Here is a 15135-nt window from a genome sequence, read left to right as displayed (position 1 = left end):
CATCGTCGACGCTCGGATCGCTGACCACGACGGCATTCTGCCCTCGGCCTTGCGGTGTCCATGGATCGGCGTACGGGTGGTGGATGACACGGCCGAACGCATGCCCGATTTCTACACGCGCATATCGACACAGGACCGGCCGCATGAATGACGTTGCGCGGCCACGAAAGGCACAGCTATCTCCGCCCGTGCGGAAACTGCTCGCGGTCTTCCATGAGGAAGCCCATTTCAAGCTCGACCTTGCCCCTGTCGACAGTGCTCCGATCTACCAGCGCGCGGATGGCTCGGTGATGCCGGTTGACGAGGACGGATGGGTCTGCGACTCGGACGCCGAGCTGGACAAAGACGACGCAATCACGATTCAGCCGACCAGTGTTCGCGATCGCGAGGAATCATGAGCCTGGAAGTTCCTGTGCAACGCGACCTTTCACCGCTACCCGATGACCCGGACGTACACCTGAGTGTGTTCCTACACGGTGCACGGTTCGACTTCGTCGCGTGCCTCACGGCCGCGCTGATCTTCGTACAAGAGCACCAGGCGCAGCACTACGCCGATGCTGTCGCGGTCGACCTCGGCGACACCAGAGGCTACCCGCGGCTTCCGTGCGAGCGCCTTTACCTGTCACCGTGAGGTGAGACACTGACGCGCGAGTTCCGAGGCTCACGAGCGTCAGCAGAATCTTGATTCGGACAGCGGGAACGAGAAGCGACGGAAGCGGAGGTATCAGCGTGGGGAATGATGATCAGTTGGGCCTGGATTTGGTCGTTGATGTCAAGCCGAACGCATGGGTTACGTGGGCCGAACCGCAGCGACGGGCGGCACAGGTCAGGAAACTCCTCAACCGCGCCGAGTTGCCCGCACTGCCGTCGGAGCCATGGGATTTCGAATCAGATGAGGCAATTCAGATCAACGACGTGATCGCGGAGCTGTTTCCGGATATCACAGCTGCGACCCTTTCAGAGAATGCCGATTTCGTCGATCAACTCGTGTGCTTCATCGGAGAATGGTTCATCCGGTATCTGGACGCGCAATGGTGCGATCTGACCGATATGCCATCCGGATACAACGACTGTAAAGACATCTCTATTTACGACGACATTAGACCGGGCATAGCTTTCAAGTTCACGGATTGGAAGACCTGCACGGCAGAATGTCTTGTCAAATTCGTGATCGAGCACGAATTCCTCGATATTGTCGAACTGGCATCCGTGGGGTTCTGGAGGCTACACAAAGATGGTGGCCCGTTGTTCTCCGATCTCAACGAGAGCTTTCCTGATCACCCTCCTTTCGTGTGACCTAAAATAAATTTCGTTTCATAGTTTCGGGGGCGGGGTATCGCCATGCCTGGTGACGGTTACGGCAGTGATCGCAAAGGATTCGACAGCAACCAACGCGGGAGGATCTTCGAAAACGGCAGCGACCGATTCTTCCGAGACCGCGAAAACGGATACACTCACCAGTCCCGAACATACAGGGACGGAAAAGACAGCATCAAGTTCGACAAGGTCAGAAAGGACGACCTAGGACGCACATCCACAATCGAAGAGAAATCAGGCAGGATCGGAGGAGATAAGGACGAAACTCAGCTGAAGGTTGTGCGTGCTCTCATCGAAAAGGGTGAGGTCCAGCATCACCTGCTGAGATCGGTTGAGGGCGAAGCGATATCGCCACGAGCTAAGGAACTCATCGATGGCCTGGTCCGCGACCACGGGGATAAGTTCACACATCAGGTCATCTCGCGCGAGGACGCCCGCGAGATATGGGCGCGCGGATTGGAAAGGGAACCAACTCCGCAACTCGAACTACCCGGCGTCGGCGAGCAAGCGCGGCTGCAAAGCGAACGGCAGCGAGAGGCGCGGGAGCTGGCGAAAGAACGCCAAGAGCGGTCGCGGATCGCCGAGCGAGAACAACGGGCACGCGATAGAGAGTTGGCGCGGAGTGTAGGCCCGCGAGAGTTGAACGAGAAACGCGAACAGCTCCGCGAACATGTAGCGGAGGCGCGGAAGATTGCCGAACCGCGCGAAAAGGGCCAGGCACTAGAAATCGAAAAGCTGCGGGAATCGCACACGCGGTTTACCAAAGACCTAGCGGATATTCGCGAAATAGAACGCGCGAAGGCTCGGCAGATGGTTCACGACGCCGGATTAGGGCGCGAACACGCCCAAGAAACGGAACGACTCATAGAACAGAACCACGAAGATAAACGCAGAGACGTAACGCATGAGCTTGGAAAAATCGGCTCTACCCTCGCACGTGAAGAGAAAGAGCGGACCGAGCGGGAAGCGATCGACAAACAACGCGAACAAGCGCGAGAAATGCGTGAGCGAGCAGTGCGCGAGGGGGTGCCACGGGAAGTTATGCGCGTGTACGAATTAGGTCGGCCCCAGCCAGGTGAGGAAGCAAGACCAACTCGAACCCATGCCGACGCTGAACGAGAACGGGCGATACATCAGCAGCGCGAACGCGAACGCACGGAACGCGAACGTGAGGGCCGACACCGCGGCGGGTAGGGCTTAAAACGAAGTCCAGCGTAGCCACTTCGGCATTCAGGACGTCCATGATGACGATGAAGCTCGCCGTCATGGACGTGGTTGCGGAAGGCGTCCCGCTCCACCGGGTACCTTGCCTGTGCTGATCCTCCGCTGTGCCGGATTCGGCTGCCCCGGTCCTGGAATCCTGCGTGCGGAGTGCCTGCCAGGTTGCGTCGCGGATCGAGCGGGCTTACCGATCAGTCTCGCGAAAGCTATTGTGCCGCAGACGTGATGACCTCATGTAGAGAGTGAAAGAAGATTGGGAGCCCCCGGACGAGAAAGAAAGAGAAGAAAAGAAGCCGGAACCCCAAGTAGTAAAACCCAAGTAAGAGAACTTGCCGAATTTCCCTCTACGAAGATCAAGAGCGGCGCGCATGCGCGCGCCGCCCGGTGCGCCCGCCCTTCCGCTCCGCTCCCGGGCGGCCCGACTTGCAGCTCTGACACGACCTGCGCATCTTCCGCCCGGTCACCGACCAACAGCACGTCCATGATGAGAACTATCGCTTGTCGGTCCGGATGCGTTCGTGTTGCAACTAATATCGAACTGTATTCAGTGGCAAGAAATCCCAACTAATGACAGCTATATACCTTCATCATCATCCATTTGCTCCCGCTTCGCTCGGTCGTAAAGCTTATCGTCAACGGTAGGACTATCAGCCGAATACACTGAAAATCTGTCGACTAGTGGCCGCAGTTGCTCAAGACCTTGGTTCGGGTCCGGCAATGCAAGCCGTAGATGCAAAGAAAGGATATCCATTTCACGCTTAAGTTGACCGAACGCCGTGGCAGCCTCAGTATGTCGCTTCGAGACTTCCGAGTACCCCAAGAATGTATGAAGAGCTGCCAGCACGCTCGCCAGCAGTGCAACAAATCCTGCCGCGACAACCCAGTACCATTCCGGCTGAGCTCGGAGCGTTGCGAAAATACTTGTTCCTACTAGAGCCGATAGAGCGACAACCGGCACACCGAGAATTCTATTCATTGCGTCCGCCCGCTTGGCCGCTATGTGCTGAGCTCGAGACATTCGGTGTGCACGCAATCGATATCGGTCAAGGAGACTAAGAACATCGATCAACGAAGCATTGTCTTCCATCTAGCCGGCCTCAGCAATTGAAGATTTCCACATGCTGTAGACTTCCAACTTTACAGAACCGCTGCCATCCTTGGTTTCTATCGAAATTCTTTCGTCCGCCTCGGGCGTTAGAATATGCCGTTCCAACCTTTTTCCGAGCGAAACGGCGTCAATGTCCCATGCACGGGCCACGGCTTCCAAAATCATAGGGGCGCTTCCGATCTTCCCAAGACCATACCACCATGCCTCGGGATTCCATACTCCGTCCACCAAAGGCGCAGCGCCCGCAAAACGAGAATCTTTCGGCCGAGGAAATACCTCCTCCGGAAAGAAGAACATAGGATACAAATCTACAATAACGGCATTACCAGGGAGATCGAGCTCCCGTCCGCGGGTTCGATCAATATAGATCGGCGTGCCGTCCTCATTGTGGAACGCGTAGATCTCCGCTGAGGAGATAATGTATACCACCTCGCATTGTTGCGCCCACTGATCCGCTTTCAGCGGCGTCAATTCACCATCTCTGGTGTACCCCAACGGGAGCGTTGGAACATCTACACCCACAGAGCGGGCAAATTGCGCCGCCGTATACCGGGTCGCCGTAGACGCATAGCTTGAGTTAGCTGTTGACGTAGCCTGCGTTTCGGCCCAGTTACGCAACGACTGCGCATTCGCCGAGGGGAATGCAGTCTTGCGGTCAGCCTTTCCCGGCTCCCCTACAAATACACCCAAGATTGAATACAAAATATCGGCACGCAGGCCGCCAACGAATATCGGGGCGCTCGGGCTCGGCCACCACCACAAATCTGCGATGCTAGCTTCTTCGAGTCCCGCTGCCAGAACTGCACGTCCTACGATATCCCCATCGTCCGACAAGATTACCCGAGAATTTGTGACAAAATTCTTCTCATACTCTCGATACATTGGTGCCAAAAAGGGAACCTGCAACTCTTCAGCATAGACAGCACGGAAGAGATCTGACGCCTCAGCCGTCTTCCAGGAATCTGCCGCAACTACCAACTCGGGCATGCCGTTCTCCGAGTCTGAAAAAGCTATATCCGTATCGGATAGAGCACACAAGCTCGAAATATTCTTCTTTAGCATTTCCGACCTGCTGATGCGCAGTACATCCGTCTCTAAGAGACCGCTGCGAGTCAGGGGATCGCAGCGCAATTTGATTTTAACGGTCGCCCCCCCTGCATGCAACCGATCTTCCGCAGGAACCCGTTGCAGCATCGGCCTGCCCCCGATGCCACCTTTGAAAATTAATCGTGCCGTCTTATCGGATGCATCAAGGTATTTTAGCGAAGTAACCTCGACATAGTCGCTGAGCATGAATACCGAAAAGAATCCAATACCAAACTTCCCGGTAGCTCTGTACTTCTTGCTAACAAGCCCTGGATATTCGGTAAGCATCTCCGGAGACGTCCAAGTTGACTTTCCAAAGTCGGTTAGAGAATTAACAAGGCGATTTTCATCCATACCGATACCTGAGTCGGAAACGCTCAGCCAGTAGTCGCCCCCGGCTTGCCATAACCGCACCACCACAGAATTGTTGCTTCCGCCAAATTGAGTGACCCTAGCACGAATCGAATCTGCCGCATTTGCTATCAGCTCTCGCAGCGCCACCGACGATGAATCGCCGTATAGTTCCTTGCCACCGAGATTTGATACGACAGATTCCACTTGCGTGACTTTAACCCGCGCGTCAATTGGGTCCCAGTCGGCCGTGCGAATGTATCTCGAAAGTCGATGTGGACTCTCTGCGCCTGATACAGCTGTCACAAGAAATCTAGGACGGTTGAATTCGACACATAAGGCATCGACCTGATGGAGTTCATTATCAATCATGCGGATTGTCTCGAATGCGAGCCACCAAGCTTGAGCTTCTACAGCCGAGAAATCTTGAGACGAAGTATATGTAAGTCGGTCCTCCGAGCGGCGAGGCCGTGTTAACCTTTCCTGAAAGTACCAGTGATCCTCAGAGTCACCCAACGGCTTTCTGAATGCGTGCAGATATGTTGGCGCACGCCTCGAATCGATGTGTATGGCGTCTGCCAGACGCAGGATGCACGCTATCTTCAACGTATCGATTTCCCACGAGGGTGGATGCTTTGGGTACGATCCTAATACATTCGGAAAGTGCGTCGGCAACTCCTCGACCGAGAGCCGATGACTGTGCGCGATTTTTCCAATAATTGCGCCGAACGCTGTTCGTAGCTCGGTGTTCTCCAAAAGCCTAAATCGCTGCCCACTAGAAGCCTCAAACTCCTGCGTTACGAGACGCTCAGCTTGTCGAGCGTGCCGGAGTCTCAACACTGCAACAATCGCCTCCTGCTTTGCAGGAGGAAAATCCACTTCGATCGACCTGGTGCCATTAGAGCTTTTCACATGCCGCTTACTGGCAGCCGCAAAGAAGGATTCATAAAGCGGATCCTACAAAATTGACTCGATTCCATCAGGAAATGCCGATAAGCCCATTCCGAGATCATGAAGTAAAAACGATCCACCGAGAACGAATGCCTCAGCGGGATTTATAGGAAAATCTTCTCCGAGAATTAGCGAGGCTGTGTCCCACAGAGAATCTATATGATCAATTGAATGGTCCGTAAACATAGGCATAGTTCGCGATATCTCGCCAGCGAGCGGCTCAACTACATTCCGGAACAGCTCAAAGGAACTCCGGAGTATCGCGATCTGCTCACCCTCAGCTCCGTGCTCATCTAAACCAAGAGTTCGCTTCCAAAGCGGAGTTGATCGAAAATCGACAGACATAATGCCAGTGAACCCCTACCCCTCAGCTTACTGTGACCCGCTACACAATACACAGCAACCTGGAGCCGGCTTGGGCAACGGGGGCTGTTGCCAGCAGATCGGACGCCAACCAGTGCCGCGTCAAGCAACGTGCTGCCCCTCCTTCGACTTCCACGCGGCTCATTTCCCGTATGCCGTGAAGCTGCCCAGCACCCGTGCCGTCGCTTGCACGGGGCACCGAACTGGCACCCCGACCACGCCGTCAACGAGTGTGTAACCGACATCTCACCCCCGCCACCCGGGCCAACTCCTCGCGCCGCAGGCCCGCGACTCGGCGCACTCCGCCGTGGTCGCGCAGCCCGACGTCCTGCGGGCGCAGCCGAGATCGGCGCGATTTGAAGGAACCCGCTGAGCTCGGTCCGATCGTCCACTCGGCAACCCTACGTCCGGGTGTCCGTGCGGAAAGGCACCGTTACTTCGAGCCCTGCCACCACTCTCTGAGTAGCCGATATTCGGACGTTCGCGGTGGCGGTCGAGCGACGCAAATCATCCAATGATCATGGAGAAGGGATTGATCCATTCCTCATCGATGGAGAACGCGCCGTGATGGCCCTTGCGCAGGCCGCAGACGGTGAGCGCGAGTACGCCGTGACCTGCACGCGCGTGTGCGGACCGAATCCGGCTGGGTCGATCGACGCCTTCGCGGCGACGTTGAGTGGTGTCGCCAGATCGGGGATTCCGGTCACCTGCTGGAACTGGCGCCACAGGCTGCGGTCGTCGAGCGGTCGAGGGGCACCCCACGGCGTCGGTTCCGCGTTTTCGACGCGAACCCTCGCATCGCGGGTGTAGGAGTGCCACTCGTTTCCGTTGAATCCGTTGTCGGACAACCACTGCCGCACGTCGTGATATCGCAGACCGGCTTCGGCGGGGTGTGGTGCGCCGAAATTGTCGAAATTCCGATCGTCGTCGTCTTGGTACCAGTCGTGTTCGTAGTAGCGCTGTAGCCGACCGTGCTCGGCCATGCACCATCCCCACCGGTCGCCGCAGCCACCATCCTCGATCAGGCTGTACCACTGCGCGCGCCCGAATCGACTGCTCAGCTCGATACAGCGGGATTCTCGAAGCTCGCGCTCAGAGGGCAGGTCTATCTCGACCACATCCTCGATCGTGATCGGGTGCCGTCGCCTCAGGGGCTACCGCTCCCGCAGCATCGCCCAACACGAGCTACCGCATGATCCGCCCTGCAGCACAACAAGATACAACTGTCTTACCTGGCGGTACTACCGACTTCGATGGAGAATCCCCGCTGACGCGGCGATGCCGCCGAAGCCGCACAATTGGAGGACACGGCACAATGAGCGCATCCCGGAGCACCCTCGACATGCCCACCACGGCAATGGATCGGGCGCTGCGCGTTTTAGGCTCCCCCGACAATCAACTGAATATCGGTGCAGTTCTGCACTTGGACGGACAACCGCCGAGCCTCGGTGACATCCAGGACTACATCGCTGCCCGGCTGGCCGCTCTGCCAGCGTTGACCGCATGGATGACGCGGGGAGCCCGGCATTGGGCGGTGGCCGACGACATGGACCTGACCAGCTATGTCGTCGAGCATATTGTGCCCACTCAGGAAAATCTGGAGCAGGCTGTTGCCGAACTGGCGAGGACTCGGCTGCCGGAGGACGGTCCGCATTGGCGGATGTGGTTGCTGCGCGGCTACGCGCCTGATCGGTACGCCCTGCTGTATCTGGTGCACCACTGCGTGCAGGACGCCGCGGGAACAGTACGAACATTGGAGTCGCTGTTCGCACCTGGTATCCCCGAGAGCGAATCGTCCGCCGTATACCACGGTTTCGCCCAATACCCTCGCGCGTCGGCCCGCACACAAGCGCAGTGCGTCTCGATGAGTTTGCAGAGCATGCGGAGCTTGGGCGCCTGGGACCTGCCTGGGTGTCAGTCCTCACGCGAGATCGGATTCGCATGGGGCCGCGTGCCTACCAGTGCGCTCGCCTCCGTTGCCCGCGCTTTCGGCGGCACCCGCAATGACACATATGTCGGATCGATCGCCCATACGCTCACCCGTTGGCAGAGCGAGATCCGCGGGAGTGCCGACTTGCCCGACATACCGTTACTGGTGCCCGCCAACATCCGTCGCCCGGACGAGGTGGCCTTGGCTGGCAACAGGACAGCCACCACCTACCTCAGATTGCCAGGGGCGTCGCTCCCATTCGAGCAACGGATGACCAGCACCATTCGCGCTACCGCACCGTTGAAGTCACCAACCGTGCGGGCAGCGTTCCGTCGCATCGGCGACGGAACGCCCACCTGGCTCATGCGCACAATGCTTTCCGCTATCTCGGCTCCGCGCCGCGCTCCGGCCGTGCTGTCGCATGTCGTTTTGCGTCATCGCCTCGCGCTGCACGGTGATCCCGTCACCGCGGTCGATCCGATCATGGCCACCCAAGGGGACATTCCGCTGAGTGTGCTTCTACTTGTCTATGGGGACAGCGCCACCGCATGCTTCAGAACCAACGCCGGATTCTCCGGCCTCGACCAAATACACCGCGAGTGGGAACAAACCCTACTCTCATGGCAGAGCGAGGCGGTCACGTCAGGTCGATCCTGATCCGAAAATGACCTTGGTGACCGGGCGTGGTCGTCCACTCGACAACCCTATGCCCGGCGTCCATGTCCTTACCGCGGTGGCGAATTGGGTGATCACGCCGTGAGTACGCAGCACACGGGTCTGGTTGCGCGGCTGCGGTGGCTCCACGCTGTCAGACGGCGTTCACCCCAGCGAACGGAGAAGCCGTGCACCTGACACTCGGACTCATCGGCAGCGGAATGATCGGTACTTCCATTGCCCGCCTGGCCATCTCGGCCGGTCTCGACGTCGTCCTCAGTAATTCGCGAGGGCCCGCGACCCTCGCCGATCTCGTCTCCGAACTGGGCGGGCAGGCCCGAGCGACGACTGCAGCGGAAGCAGCGCGCGCCGCAGACCTGGTGGTCGCGGCGATACCGTTGATGGCGTTTCGAAAGCTTCCCGTGGAATGGACCCTGCGAACCCCCGGCATTCCCGTCCCCGTACCCCAACTCACCGAACTCGTCGAAACCGCAGTCCGCCAGCCCGCAGGCGAAGCCGAACTCCCAAGCGCCGACTGAGGGGCCCAAGGAGCATGCTCGTCGATCTTCGACGAGTTGCGTGATCAATAGCAGCTCAACATATTTGCCGGTTACATGGGGTGCGCAGACGTTGCGGGCGGATCTGGAGAGAGTTCTTCCGGATACTGATAACGTGGGCGAGTCGTCGAGTTCTGGGCGGCTGGTAGGGCGTCCGGTGATTGTGCGTCGAAATCGCCTGTCCTGCAGGGACTGTGGGGTGACCGCAGTCGACTGTGGTTGCCTCGCCAGGGTCCGGGTTCTCGACGCGGACCTCATGGCCGGGGTCACATACGGTCGGCGTCGCGAGGAGGGCTGAACTGAGTGCTGTGGCCGCAGGCTGTGTTATCGCCGCGGTGCTTCCATTGATCCTGGCCTTCTTGCTGATCCAACGTCTGGAGTCACGCCTTTGACCACGCCACCGGCAACCCACACCACCGCCAACGGAGTCTGCCCCGCGCTGCACGGTTCCCCGCTCGATTCCGGCGAACCTCGAGTTCGGTTGCATACCCCGGAGTTCGCCGCCGATCCGCATCGGGCCTATCGGGAGGCTCGCAGCCAGTACGGGTCGCTGGTGCCGATGGAGTTGGCGCCGGGTGTGCCCGCGACCCTGGTGGTCGGGTATCAGACCGCGGTGCGAATCCTGAATGATCCGGAACACTTCCCGGCGGATCCGCGGCATTGGGAACAGACGATTCCCGACGACTCGGTCGTCAAGCCGATGATGATGTGGTACCCGAACGCACTACGCAATACCGGGGCGGCGCATGCCCGCTACCGGCAGGCGTATTCCGGCAGCATCGACGGAATCGATCTGCACGAACTGCATTCGACGGTCGAGAAGATCGCCATCCCGGTGATCAACAGCTTCTGCGAGGTCGGCGAGGTCGACCTGGTCACCCAGTACGCGCTGCCGGTCGTCTTCGAGGTCATCAACCAGATGGTGGGCTGCTCAGCGGAACTGGGGCAGCGGGTCGCGACCGGTATGGCGATGCTCTTCGACACCGTCGAGGCCGCCGCCGGTATGGCGATGCTCAGCGAGGCGCTGCTGGAGCTGGTGCAGCTACGCAGGGCCGAGCCCGGTGACGACGTCACCTCGCGAATGGCCCACCACCCGTCCAAGCTCGACGATACCGAAATGCTATGCCAGCTGATCAGTTTCTACGGCGCGGGCATCGAACCGATGCAGAATCTGATCACCAACACCCTGCTGCTGATGCTCACCGACGACCGGTTCGGCGGTGACATGCTCGGCGGTAGCCTCTCGACCCGCGACGCACTCGACGAGGTGTTGTTCAACGACCCGCCGATGGCCAATTTCAGCATCACCTACCCGCGCCAGCCGATCCTCATCGACAACACCTGGCTGCCCGCCCATCAGCCGGTCGTGGTCAGCTTTTCGGGCTGCAATAACGATCCGGCGATCCGTGGCGGCGATCGCACCGGCAACCGCTCGCATCTGGCGTGGGGCGCCGGGCCGCACGCCTGCCCCGCGAAATCCGTTGCCTACCTGGTCGTTCAGGACGCCATCGATCAGCTGCTCGACGCACTGCCCGAGATGGAACTGGCCGTGCCCGCGGACGAATTGGCTTGGCGGCCCGGCCCGTTCCACCGCGCATTGGCGGCGCTGCCGGTCGTTTTTCCCCAGTCCCCTCCGCTGCCCGTCTTCTGAAGGAGATAACGATGGAGCATGAACCGCTGGTCCTGGATCTGACCGGCGCCGATATCCAAGGCGAGAACGAGCGGATCCGGGAGCGCGGGCCGGTCGCGCTGGTCGCCCTGCCCGGCGGTGTGCCCGCGTGGTCGGTGACCGATGCCGCCGTGCTCAAGAGTCTGCTCGCCGATCCGCGGGTGTCGAAAGACGCACGGCAGCACTGGTCTTCGTTCATCAATGGCGAGATCACCCAGGAGTGGCCGCTGCTTCCGTGGATCGCGGTCGACAATATGTTCACCGCGTATGGCACGGACCACCGCCGCCTGCGCAAGCTGGTCTCGCCCGCGTTCACCCATCGTCGCACCACGGCGCTGCGCCCGCGCATCGAGGCGATCACCGAGGGTCTGCTGAACGCGCTCGCGGCCACGCCCAAGGGCGAGGTGGCCGATCTGCGCGAGGGTTACGCCTATCCGGTGCCGATCGAGATCATCACCGAAATGATGGGTGTGCCCGAACATCTCGGGCCCGGTCTGCGCAAATGCGTCGACGGCTTCTTCGACACCTCGTTCGGGCCGGAGGAAGCACAGGCCAACTACCTCGAAATGTACCGCCTGGTCAGCGAACTCGTGGCCTACCGGCGCGAGACCCCGGGCGACGACGTCACCAGTGTCCTCATCGCGACCCGAGACGAGGACGACGGCTCGCAGCTGAGCGAGAAGGAACTCGTAGACACGCTGATGCTGGTCATCAACGCCGGTCACGAGACCACGGTCAATCTGCTCGATCAGGCGATCTTCATCCTGCTCACCCATCCCGAGCAGCGCGCCGATCTGGTCGAGGGCCGGGTGCCGTGGTCGGATCTGGTGGAGGAGACGCTGCGCTACGAGGCGCCGGTCGCGCACCTGCCATTGCGCTATGCGGTCGAGGATATCGAGCTCGGTGAGATCCGAATTCCCAAGGGCGAGGCGATTCTGGCGTCCTACGCCGCCGCGGGCCGCGATCCGAACCTGCACGGTGCGACCGCCGCGACGTTCGACCTGCACCGGGTCAACAAGGAACACTTGTCCTTCGGGCACGGCGCGCATCACTGCATCGGCGCCCCGCTCGCTCGGCTGGAGGCGACGATCGCTCTCCCGGCTATCTTCGAGCGCTTCCCGAATATGCGCTTGGCCGTGGATCCGGCGGAATTGGCGCCGGTCGGCAGTTTCATTTCGAACGGACACCGTACGCTGCCGGTTTTCCTGGACTAGATCGTGGTCGGGGTGCCGCACAGCGGCACCCCGACACGATCGATCCGAGTAGCTGCGGCAACGGGCACATACGACAATCGCCGCGCGCCACGTGTCATGAGATCGCCGGTTGCTCCTGGGTTGGTATCGGGGTGACGGCACCGTGGACAACTCCGACGGCCGCCCCCGCGGCGGCGCCGACCGCGGCGGCCGGGATGGCGATCACCGCGTAGCCGATGCCTGCGCCGATGATGGGGACGACAACCAAGCCCGCCGGGAGGAATGGGATCCCGGCGATGAGACCCGCGGCCGCGCCGACGACGGCACTGGTGGCGGCGAGCGGGCTCGCCAGGGTGGAGCCCACCGACGCGCCTACGACCGCGTCACCTACGACAGTACTGGCGATTTGGTCGGAACGAGCGCGTTCGACGCCCATCGACTGAAGGCCTTGGGACAGCGCGCCTTCGGTAGCCATGGAGGCGCCGTTGATCTGGTCGGCCACGTCGGGCGGCAGAAAGTCCGGGCGATCGACCTGGATATTGCCGATGCGGATGCGATTGGTCGCAAGGGGCGCCTGCGGGACTTGATCCGGCTGTGCCGCATTCGGCATGTCCGGCACCGTGGCGTCCGGCTCGGCCACCGGTGCGGTGGCGTCGCGCAGCGGCAAGGTCGTGAATACGGCGGGGTCGTCGACCGGAGCCGATGGATCGGCGATGTGCGCCAGTCCATATGGAGTCCGCGAGAGCGTCGCGGTGCCGAGTGGTTGCGACTCGGCGTTAGCGGGTGTGGTGCTGGTCAGGGCGGCGGACAGGGGAAGCGCACTGGCCAAAACCAGTGTGGCTGTCCGTCGACGGATGAGACGAACCGGATGTGTGGGTCGATGTTTACCCATGGATTACCTCATTCCGAACATCGATGATTACTTACCTACATTCGGAACCGTCCACCTTTCGGATGAACCCATTTTTGTCGAGCCGATTCGGCCCGGTGCGGGGCGTCCGCACCGGGCCGAATCGACTCGGATCAGGCCACGGCGACCAAGCGGGCCGCGTTGGCCGACTCGTCGTCGGCGGCCTTGTTGGCTGCCAGTTCGGCCTCGACCCGCTCGCGGTAGCGGGTGATTTCGCGGTCCGTGTTCGCGGCGTCCCAACCGAGTCGCGCCCCCATGAGGAAGGCGATCGCGGATGCGGCGGTCAGGCCGCGGTCGGCGGTTTCGATCGAGATGCGGGTGCGGCGGGTGAGGACATCGTCGAGATGCAGTGCGCCCTCATGCGTCACCGCGTAGACGACCTCGGCGCCGAGGTACTCACCGGCACCGGGCAGCGGCTCGGCCAACTCCGGTTCGGCCGCGATCAGATCGAACAGTTCGGATATGCCCGAACCATAGCGACCGAGCAGGTGCTCGACGGTCGCGACGGGCAGACCGGCCCGCTGTGCGACGCTGTTCACATCGGCGGCCAGTTCCTGGTAGCCGACGGCACCGAGCAGCGGCAGGTGTTCGGTCACCGACGGGGCGGCCGCGCGACCGAGTCCCTCGACGGCCGCGTCCACCACATCGGCGGCCATCACGCGGTAGGTGGTGTACTTACCGCCCGCGATCACGAACAGACCCGGAACCGGTTCCGCGACGGCGTGTTCCCGCGATAGCGTCGCGGTATCGGCGGACGCGCCGGACAGCAACGGGCGCAGACCCGCGTAGGTGCCGACAATATCTTTGCGGGTCAACGGCTCTCGCAGCACCGCGTTCAGATGATCGAGGATGTACTGCACATCGGCATCGCTGGCCACCGGATGGTTCTTGTCCAGCGCCCAATCGGTATCGGTGGTGCCGATGATCCAGTGCCGGGCCCACGGGATCACGAACAGCACACTCTTCTCGGTCCGCATGATCAGACCGGTATCCAGGTCGAGCCGCTCGCGCGGGACCAGGATGTGCACGCCCTTCGACATGCGCACGTGGAAAGGGAATTCCACGCCGGTCATCTTGTTCATCTCGTCGGTCCAGACGCCGGTCGCGCTGATCACCCGGCGGGCGCGCACGGTGTATTCGCGACCGGTCTCCACATCGGTGACGTGCGCGCCGATCACCCGCTCGCCGTCGCGCAACAGTCCGGTGACCTTGGTGCGGGTGAGTACCGTCGCGCCGTGCTGGGCGGCAGTGCGGGCGATGGTCATGGTGTGGCGCGCGTCGTCGACCTGTGCGTCGAAGTAGCGGATCGCGCCGATCATCGCGTCATCGCGCAGTGCGGGCACCAATTCCATTGCGCGCGTGTGCGAAAGGTGCCGGTGCATGGGCAGCGCCCTGGCCCCGCCGATGGTGTCGTACAGCGCGACGCCCGCGCCGATGTAGGCGCGTTCCCAGACCCGGTGTTGCAGCGGCAGCAGGAACGACACCGGACGCACCAGATGCGGGGCGAGTCGGTGCAGCAGCAGGCTGCGCTCCTTCAAAGCCTCGCGCACCAGCCAGAAGTCGAGCTGCTCCAGGTAGCGCAGGCCGCCGTGGATGAGCTTGCTCGATCGGCTCGAGGTGCCCGCCGCGAAATCCCTTGCCTCGACCAGGGTTACGGTCAGCCCGCGGGCGGCGGCATCGAGGGCGGCACCGGCGCCGACCACGCCGCCGCCGATAATGAGTACGTCGATTTCATTGTCGCCCAATGTGTTCAGCGCATTGGCGCGGTAGTTCGAGTCCAAACGTGCGGACACGGTATGTCTCCTTGTTTCGGTGCTACTGCGTC

The 15135-nt window shown here is 61.0% G+C and carries 14 protein-coding genes and 1 pseudogene; 9 read left to right on the top strand and 6 right to left on the bottom strand.

What is annotated here, in order from left to right; genetic code table 11:
• The first annotated feature begins 143 nt into the window (after positions 1-143).
• The 4 genes from NP3_RS12015 to NP3_RS47860 all read left to right on the top strand — a co-directional run bounded on the left by NP3_RS12015 (position 144) and on the right by NP3_RS47860 (position 2511).
• Entirely contained in the window at positions 144-398 is a 255-nt protein-coding gene (locus NP3_RS12015; RefSeq protein ID WP_063040661.1) for a hypothetical protein, read from the top strand.
• A complete protein-coding gene (locus tag NP3_RS12010; RefSeq protein WP_063040659.1) occupies positions 395-631 on the top strand; it encodes a hypothetical protein in 237 nt (78 codons plus the stop codon). Before NP3_RS12015 ends, NP3_RS12010 begins: the two co-directional genes overlap by 4 nt.
• A 98-nt stretch (positions 632-729) precedes the next feature.
• Entirely contained in the window at positions 730-1296 is a 567-nt protein-coding gene (locus tag NP3_RS12005; RefSeq protein WP_063040657.1) for a hypothetical protein, read from the top strand.
• A gap of 45 nt (positions 1297-1341) precedes the next feature.
• Positions 1342-2511, top strand: a complete 1170-nt coding sequence (locus tag NP3_RS47860; RefSeq protein ID WP_157124268.1) for a hypothetical protein — start codon at positions 1342-1344, stop codon at positions 2509-2511.
• Between the two features lie 601 nt (positions 2512-3112).
• Here NP3_RS47860 and NP3_RS47855 read toward each other — a convergent pair.
• From NP3_RS47855 to NP3_RS51810, 3 genes and pseudogenes are all read right to left on the bottom strand, one after another.
• The gene (locus tag NP3_RS47855; RefSeq protein WP_157124267.1) at positions 3113-3625 is read right to left on the bottom strand and encodes an SLATT domain-containing protein; all 513 of its coding nucleotides are present in this window, start codon (positions 3623-3625) and stop codon (positions 3113-3115) included.
• Positions 3626-5455, bottom strand: a complete 1830-nt coding sequence (locus tag NP3_RS11990) for an ATP-binding protein (RefSeq protein ID WP_084508478.1) — start codon at positions 5453-5455, stop codon at positions 3626-3628.
• Between the two features lie 36 nt (positions 5456-5491).
• Positions 5492-6220 (bottom strand): annotated as a pseudogene (locus NP3_RS51810) (HD domain-containing protein); the annotation flags it as partial.
• Here NP3_RS51810 and NP3_RS51135 point away from each other — a divergent pair.
• Positions 6206-6331: a hypothetical protein gene (locus NP3_RS51135; RefSeq protein ID WP_281197382.1), complete on the top strand. Its 126-nt coding sequence runs from the start codon at positions 6206-6208 to the stop codon at positions 6329-6331. The pseudogene NP3_RS51810 and the gene NP3_RS51135 overlap by 15 nt on opposite strands.
• Before the next feature lie 584 nt (positions 6332-6915).
• On the opposite strand, the gene NP3_RS11985 is transcribed toward NP3_RS51135, so the two are convergent.
• Positions 6916-7515, bottom strand: coding sequence for a hypothetical protein (locus NP3_RS11985; RefSeq protein ID WP_063040650.1), 600 nt, complete (start codon positions 7513-7515; stop codon positions 6916-6918).
• A gap of 197 nt (positions 7516-7712) precedes the next feature.
• On the opposite strand from NP3_RS11985, the gene NP3_RS11980 reads away from it, so the two are divergent.
• From NP3_RS11980 to NP3_RS11965, 4 genes are all read left to right on the top strand, one after another.
• Positions 7713-8984 carry a wax ester/triacylglycerol synthase domain-containing protein gene (locus NP3_RS11980; RefSeq protein WP_169814486.1) on the top strand — a complete coding sequence of 424 codons (1272 nt, stop codon included), beginning with the start codon at positions 7713-7715 and terminating at the stop codon, positions 8982-8984.
• Between the two features lie 185 nt (positions 8985-9169).
• Complete coding sequence (locus tag NP3_RS11975; protein WP_063040645.1) at positions 9170-9520, top strand: NAD(P)-binding domain-containing protein; 351 nt, start codon at positions 9170-9172, stop codon at positions 9518-9520.
• Positions 9521-9926: 406 nt separating this feature from the next.
• Positions 9927-11189, top strand: a complete 1263-nt coding sequence (locus NP3_RS11970; protein WP_063040643.1) for a cytochrome P450 family protein — start codon at positions 9927-9929, stop codon at positions 11187-11189.
• 11 nt (positions 11190-11200) lie between these two features.
• Positions 11201-12421: a cytochrome P450 family protein gene (locus tag NP3_RS11965; protein WP_063040641.1), complete on the top strand. Its 1221-nt coding sequence runs from the start codon at positions 11201-11203 to the stop codon at positions 12419-12421.
• A 94-nt stretch (positions 12422-12515) separates the two neighbouring features.
• On the opposite strand, the gene NP3_RS11960 is transcribed toward NP3_RS11965, so the two are convergent.
• Together NP3_RS11960 and glpD are read right to left on the bottom strand one after the other, a co-directional pair.
• Entirely contained in the window at positions 12516-13292 is a 777-nt protein-coding gene (locus tag NP3_RS11960) for a hypothetical protein (RefSeq protein WP_157124266.1), read from the bottom strand.
• 131 nt (positions 13293-13423) lie between these two features.
• Entirely contained in the window at positions 13424-15103 is a 1680-nt protein-coding gene (glpD, locus tag NP3_RS11955) for a glycerol-3-phosphate dehydrogenase (RefSeq protein WP_063040637.1), read from the bottom strand.
• Positions 15104-15135 lie beyond the last annotated feature (32 nt).

This window comes from Nocardia pseudovaccinii NBRC 100343 (assembly GCF_001613225.1).
GTDB lineage: Bacteria > Actinomycetota > Actinomycetes > Mycobacteriales > Mycobacteriaceae > Nocardia > Nocardia pseudovaccinii.
Note: the sequence above shows the minus strand (reverse complement) of the source record. Positions and strands in the feature narration are given on the sequence as shown.

Coding starts and splice junctions, on each gene's coding strand:
- NP3_RS12010 (WP_063040659.1), top strand. CDS start 395: ATGAGCCTGGAAGTTCCTGTGCAACGCGACCTTTCACCGCTACCCGAT.
- NP3_RS12015 (WP_063040661.1), top strand. CDS start 144: ATGAATGACGTTGCGCGGCCACGAAAGGCACAGCTATCTCCGCCCGTG.
- NP3_RS51135 (WP_281197382.1), top strand. CDS start 6,206: ATGGTCCGTAAACATAGGCATAGTTCGCGATATCTCGCCAGCGAGCGG.
- NP3_RS11980 (WP_169814486.1), top strand. CDS start 7,713: ATGAGCGCATCCCGGAGCACCCTCGACATGCCCACCACGGCAATGGAT.
- NP3_RS11990 (WP_084508478.1), bottom strand. CDS start 5,455: ATGATTGATAATGAACTCCATCAGGTCGATGCCTTATGTGTCGAATTC.
- NP3_RS11960 (WP_157124266.1), bottom strand. CDS start 13,292: ATGGGTAAACATCGACCCACACATCCGGTTCGTCTCATCCGTCGACGG.
- NP3_RS47855 (WP_157124267.1), bottom strand. CDS start 3,625: ATGGAAGACAATGCTTCGTTGATCGATGTTCTTAGTCTCCTTGACCGA.
- NP3_RS11965 (WP_063040641.1), top strand. CDS start 11,201: ATGGAGCATGAACCGCTGGTCCTGGATCTGACCGGCGCCGATATCCAA.
- NP3_RS47860 (WP_157124268.1), top strand. CDS start 1,342: ATGCCTGGTGACGGTTACGGCAGTGATCGCAAAGGATTCGACAGCAAC.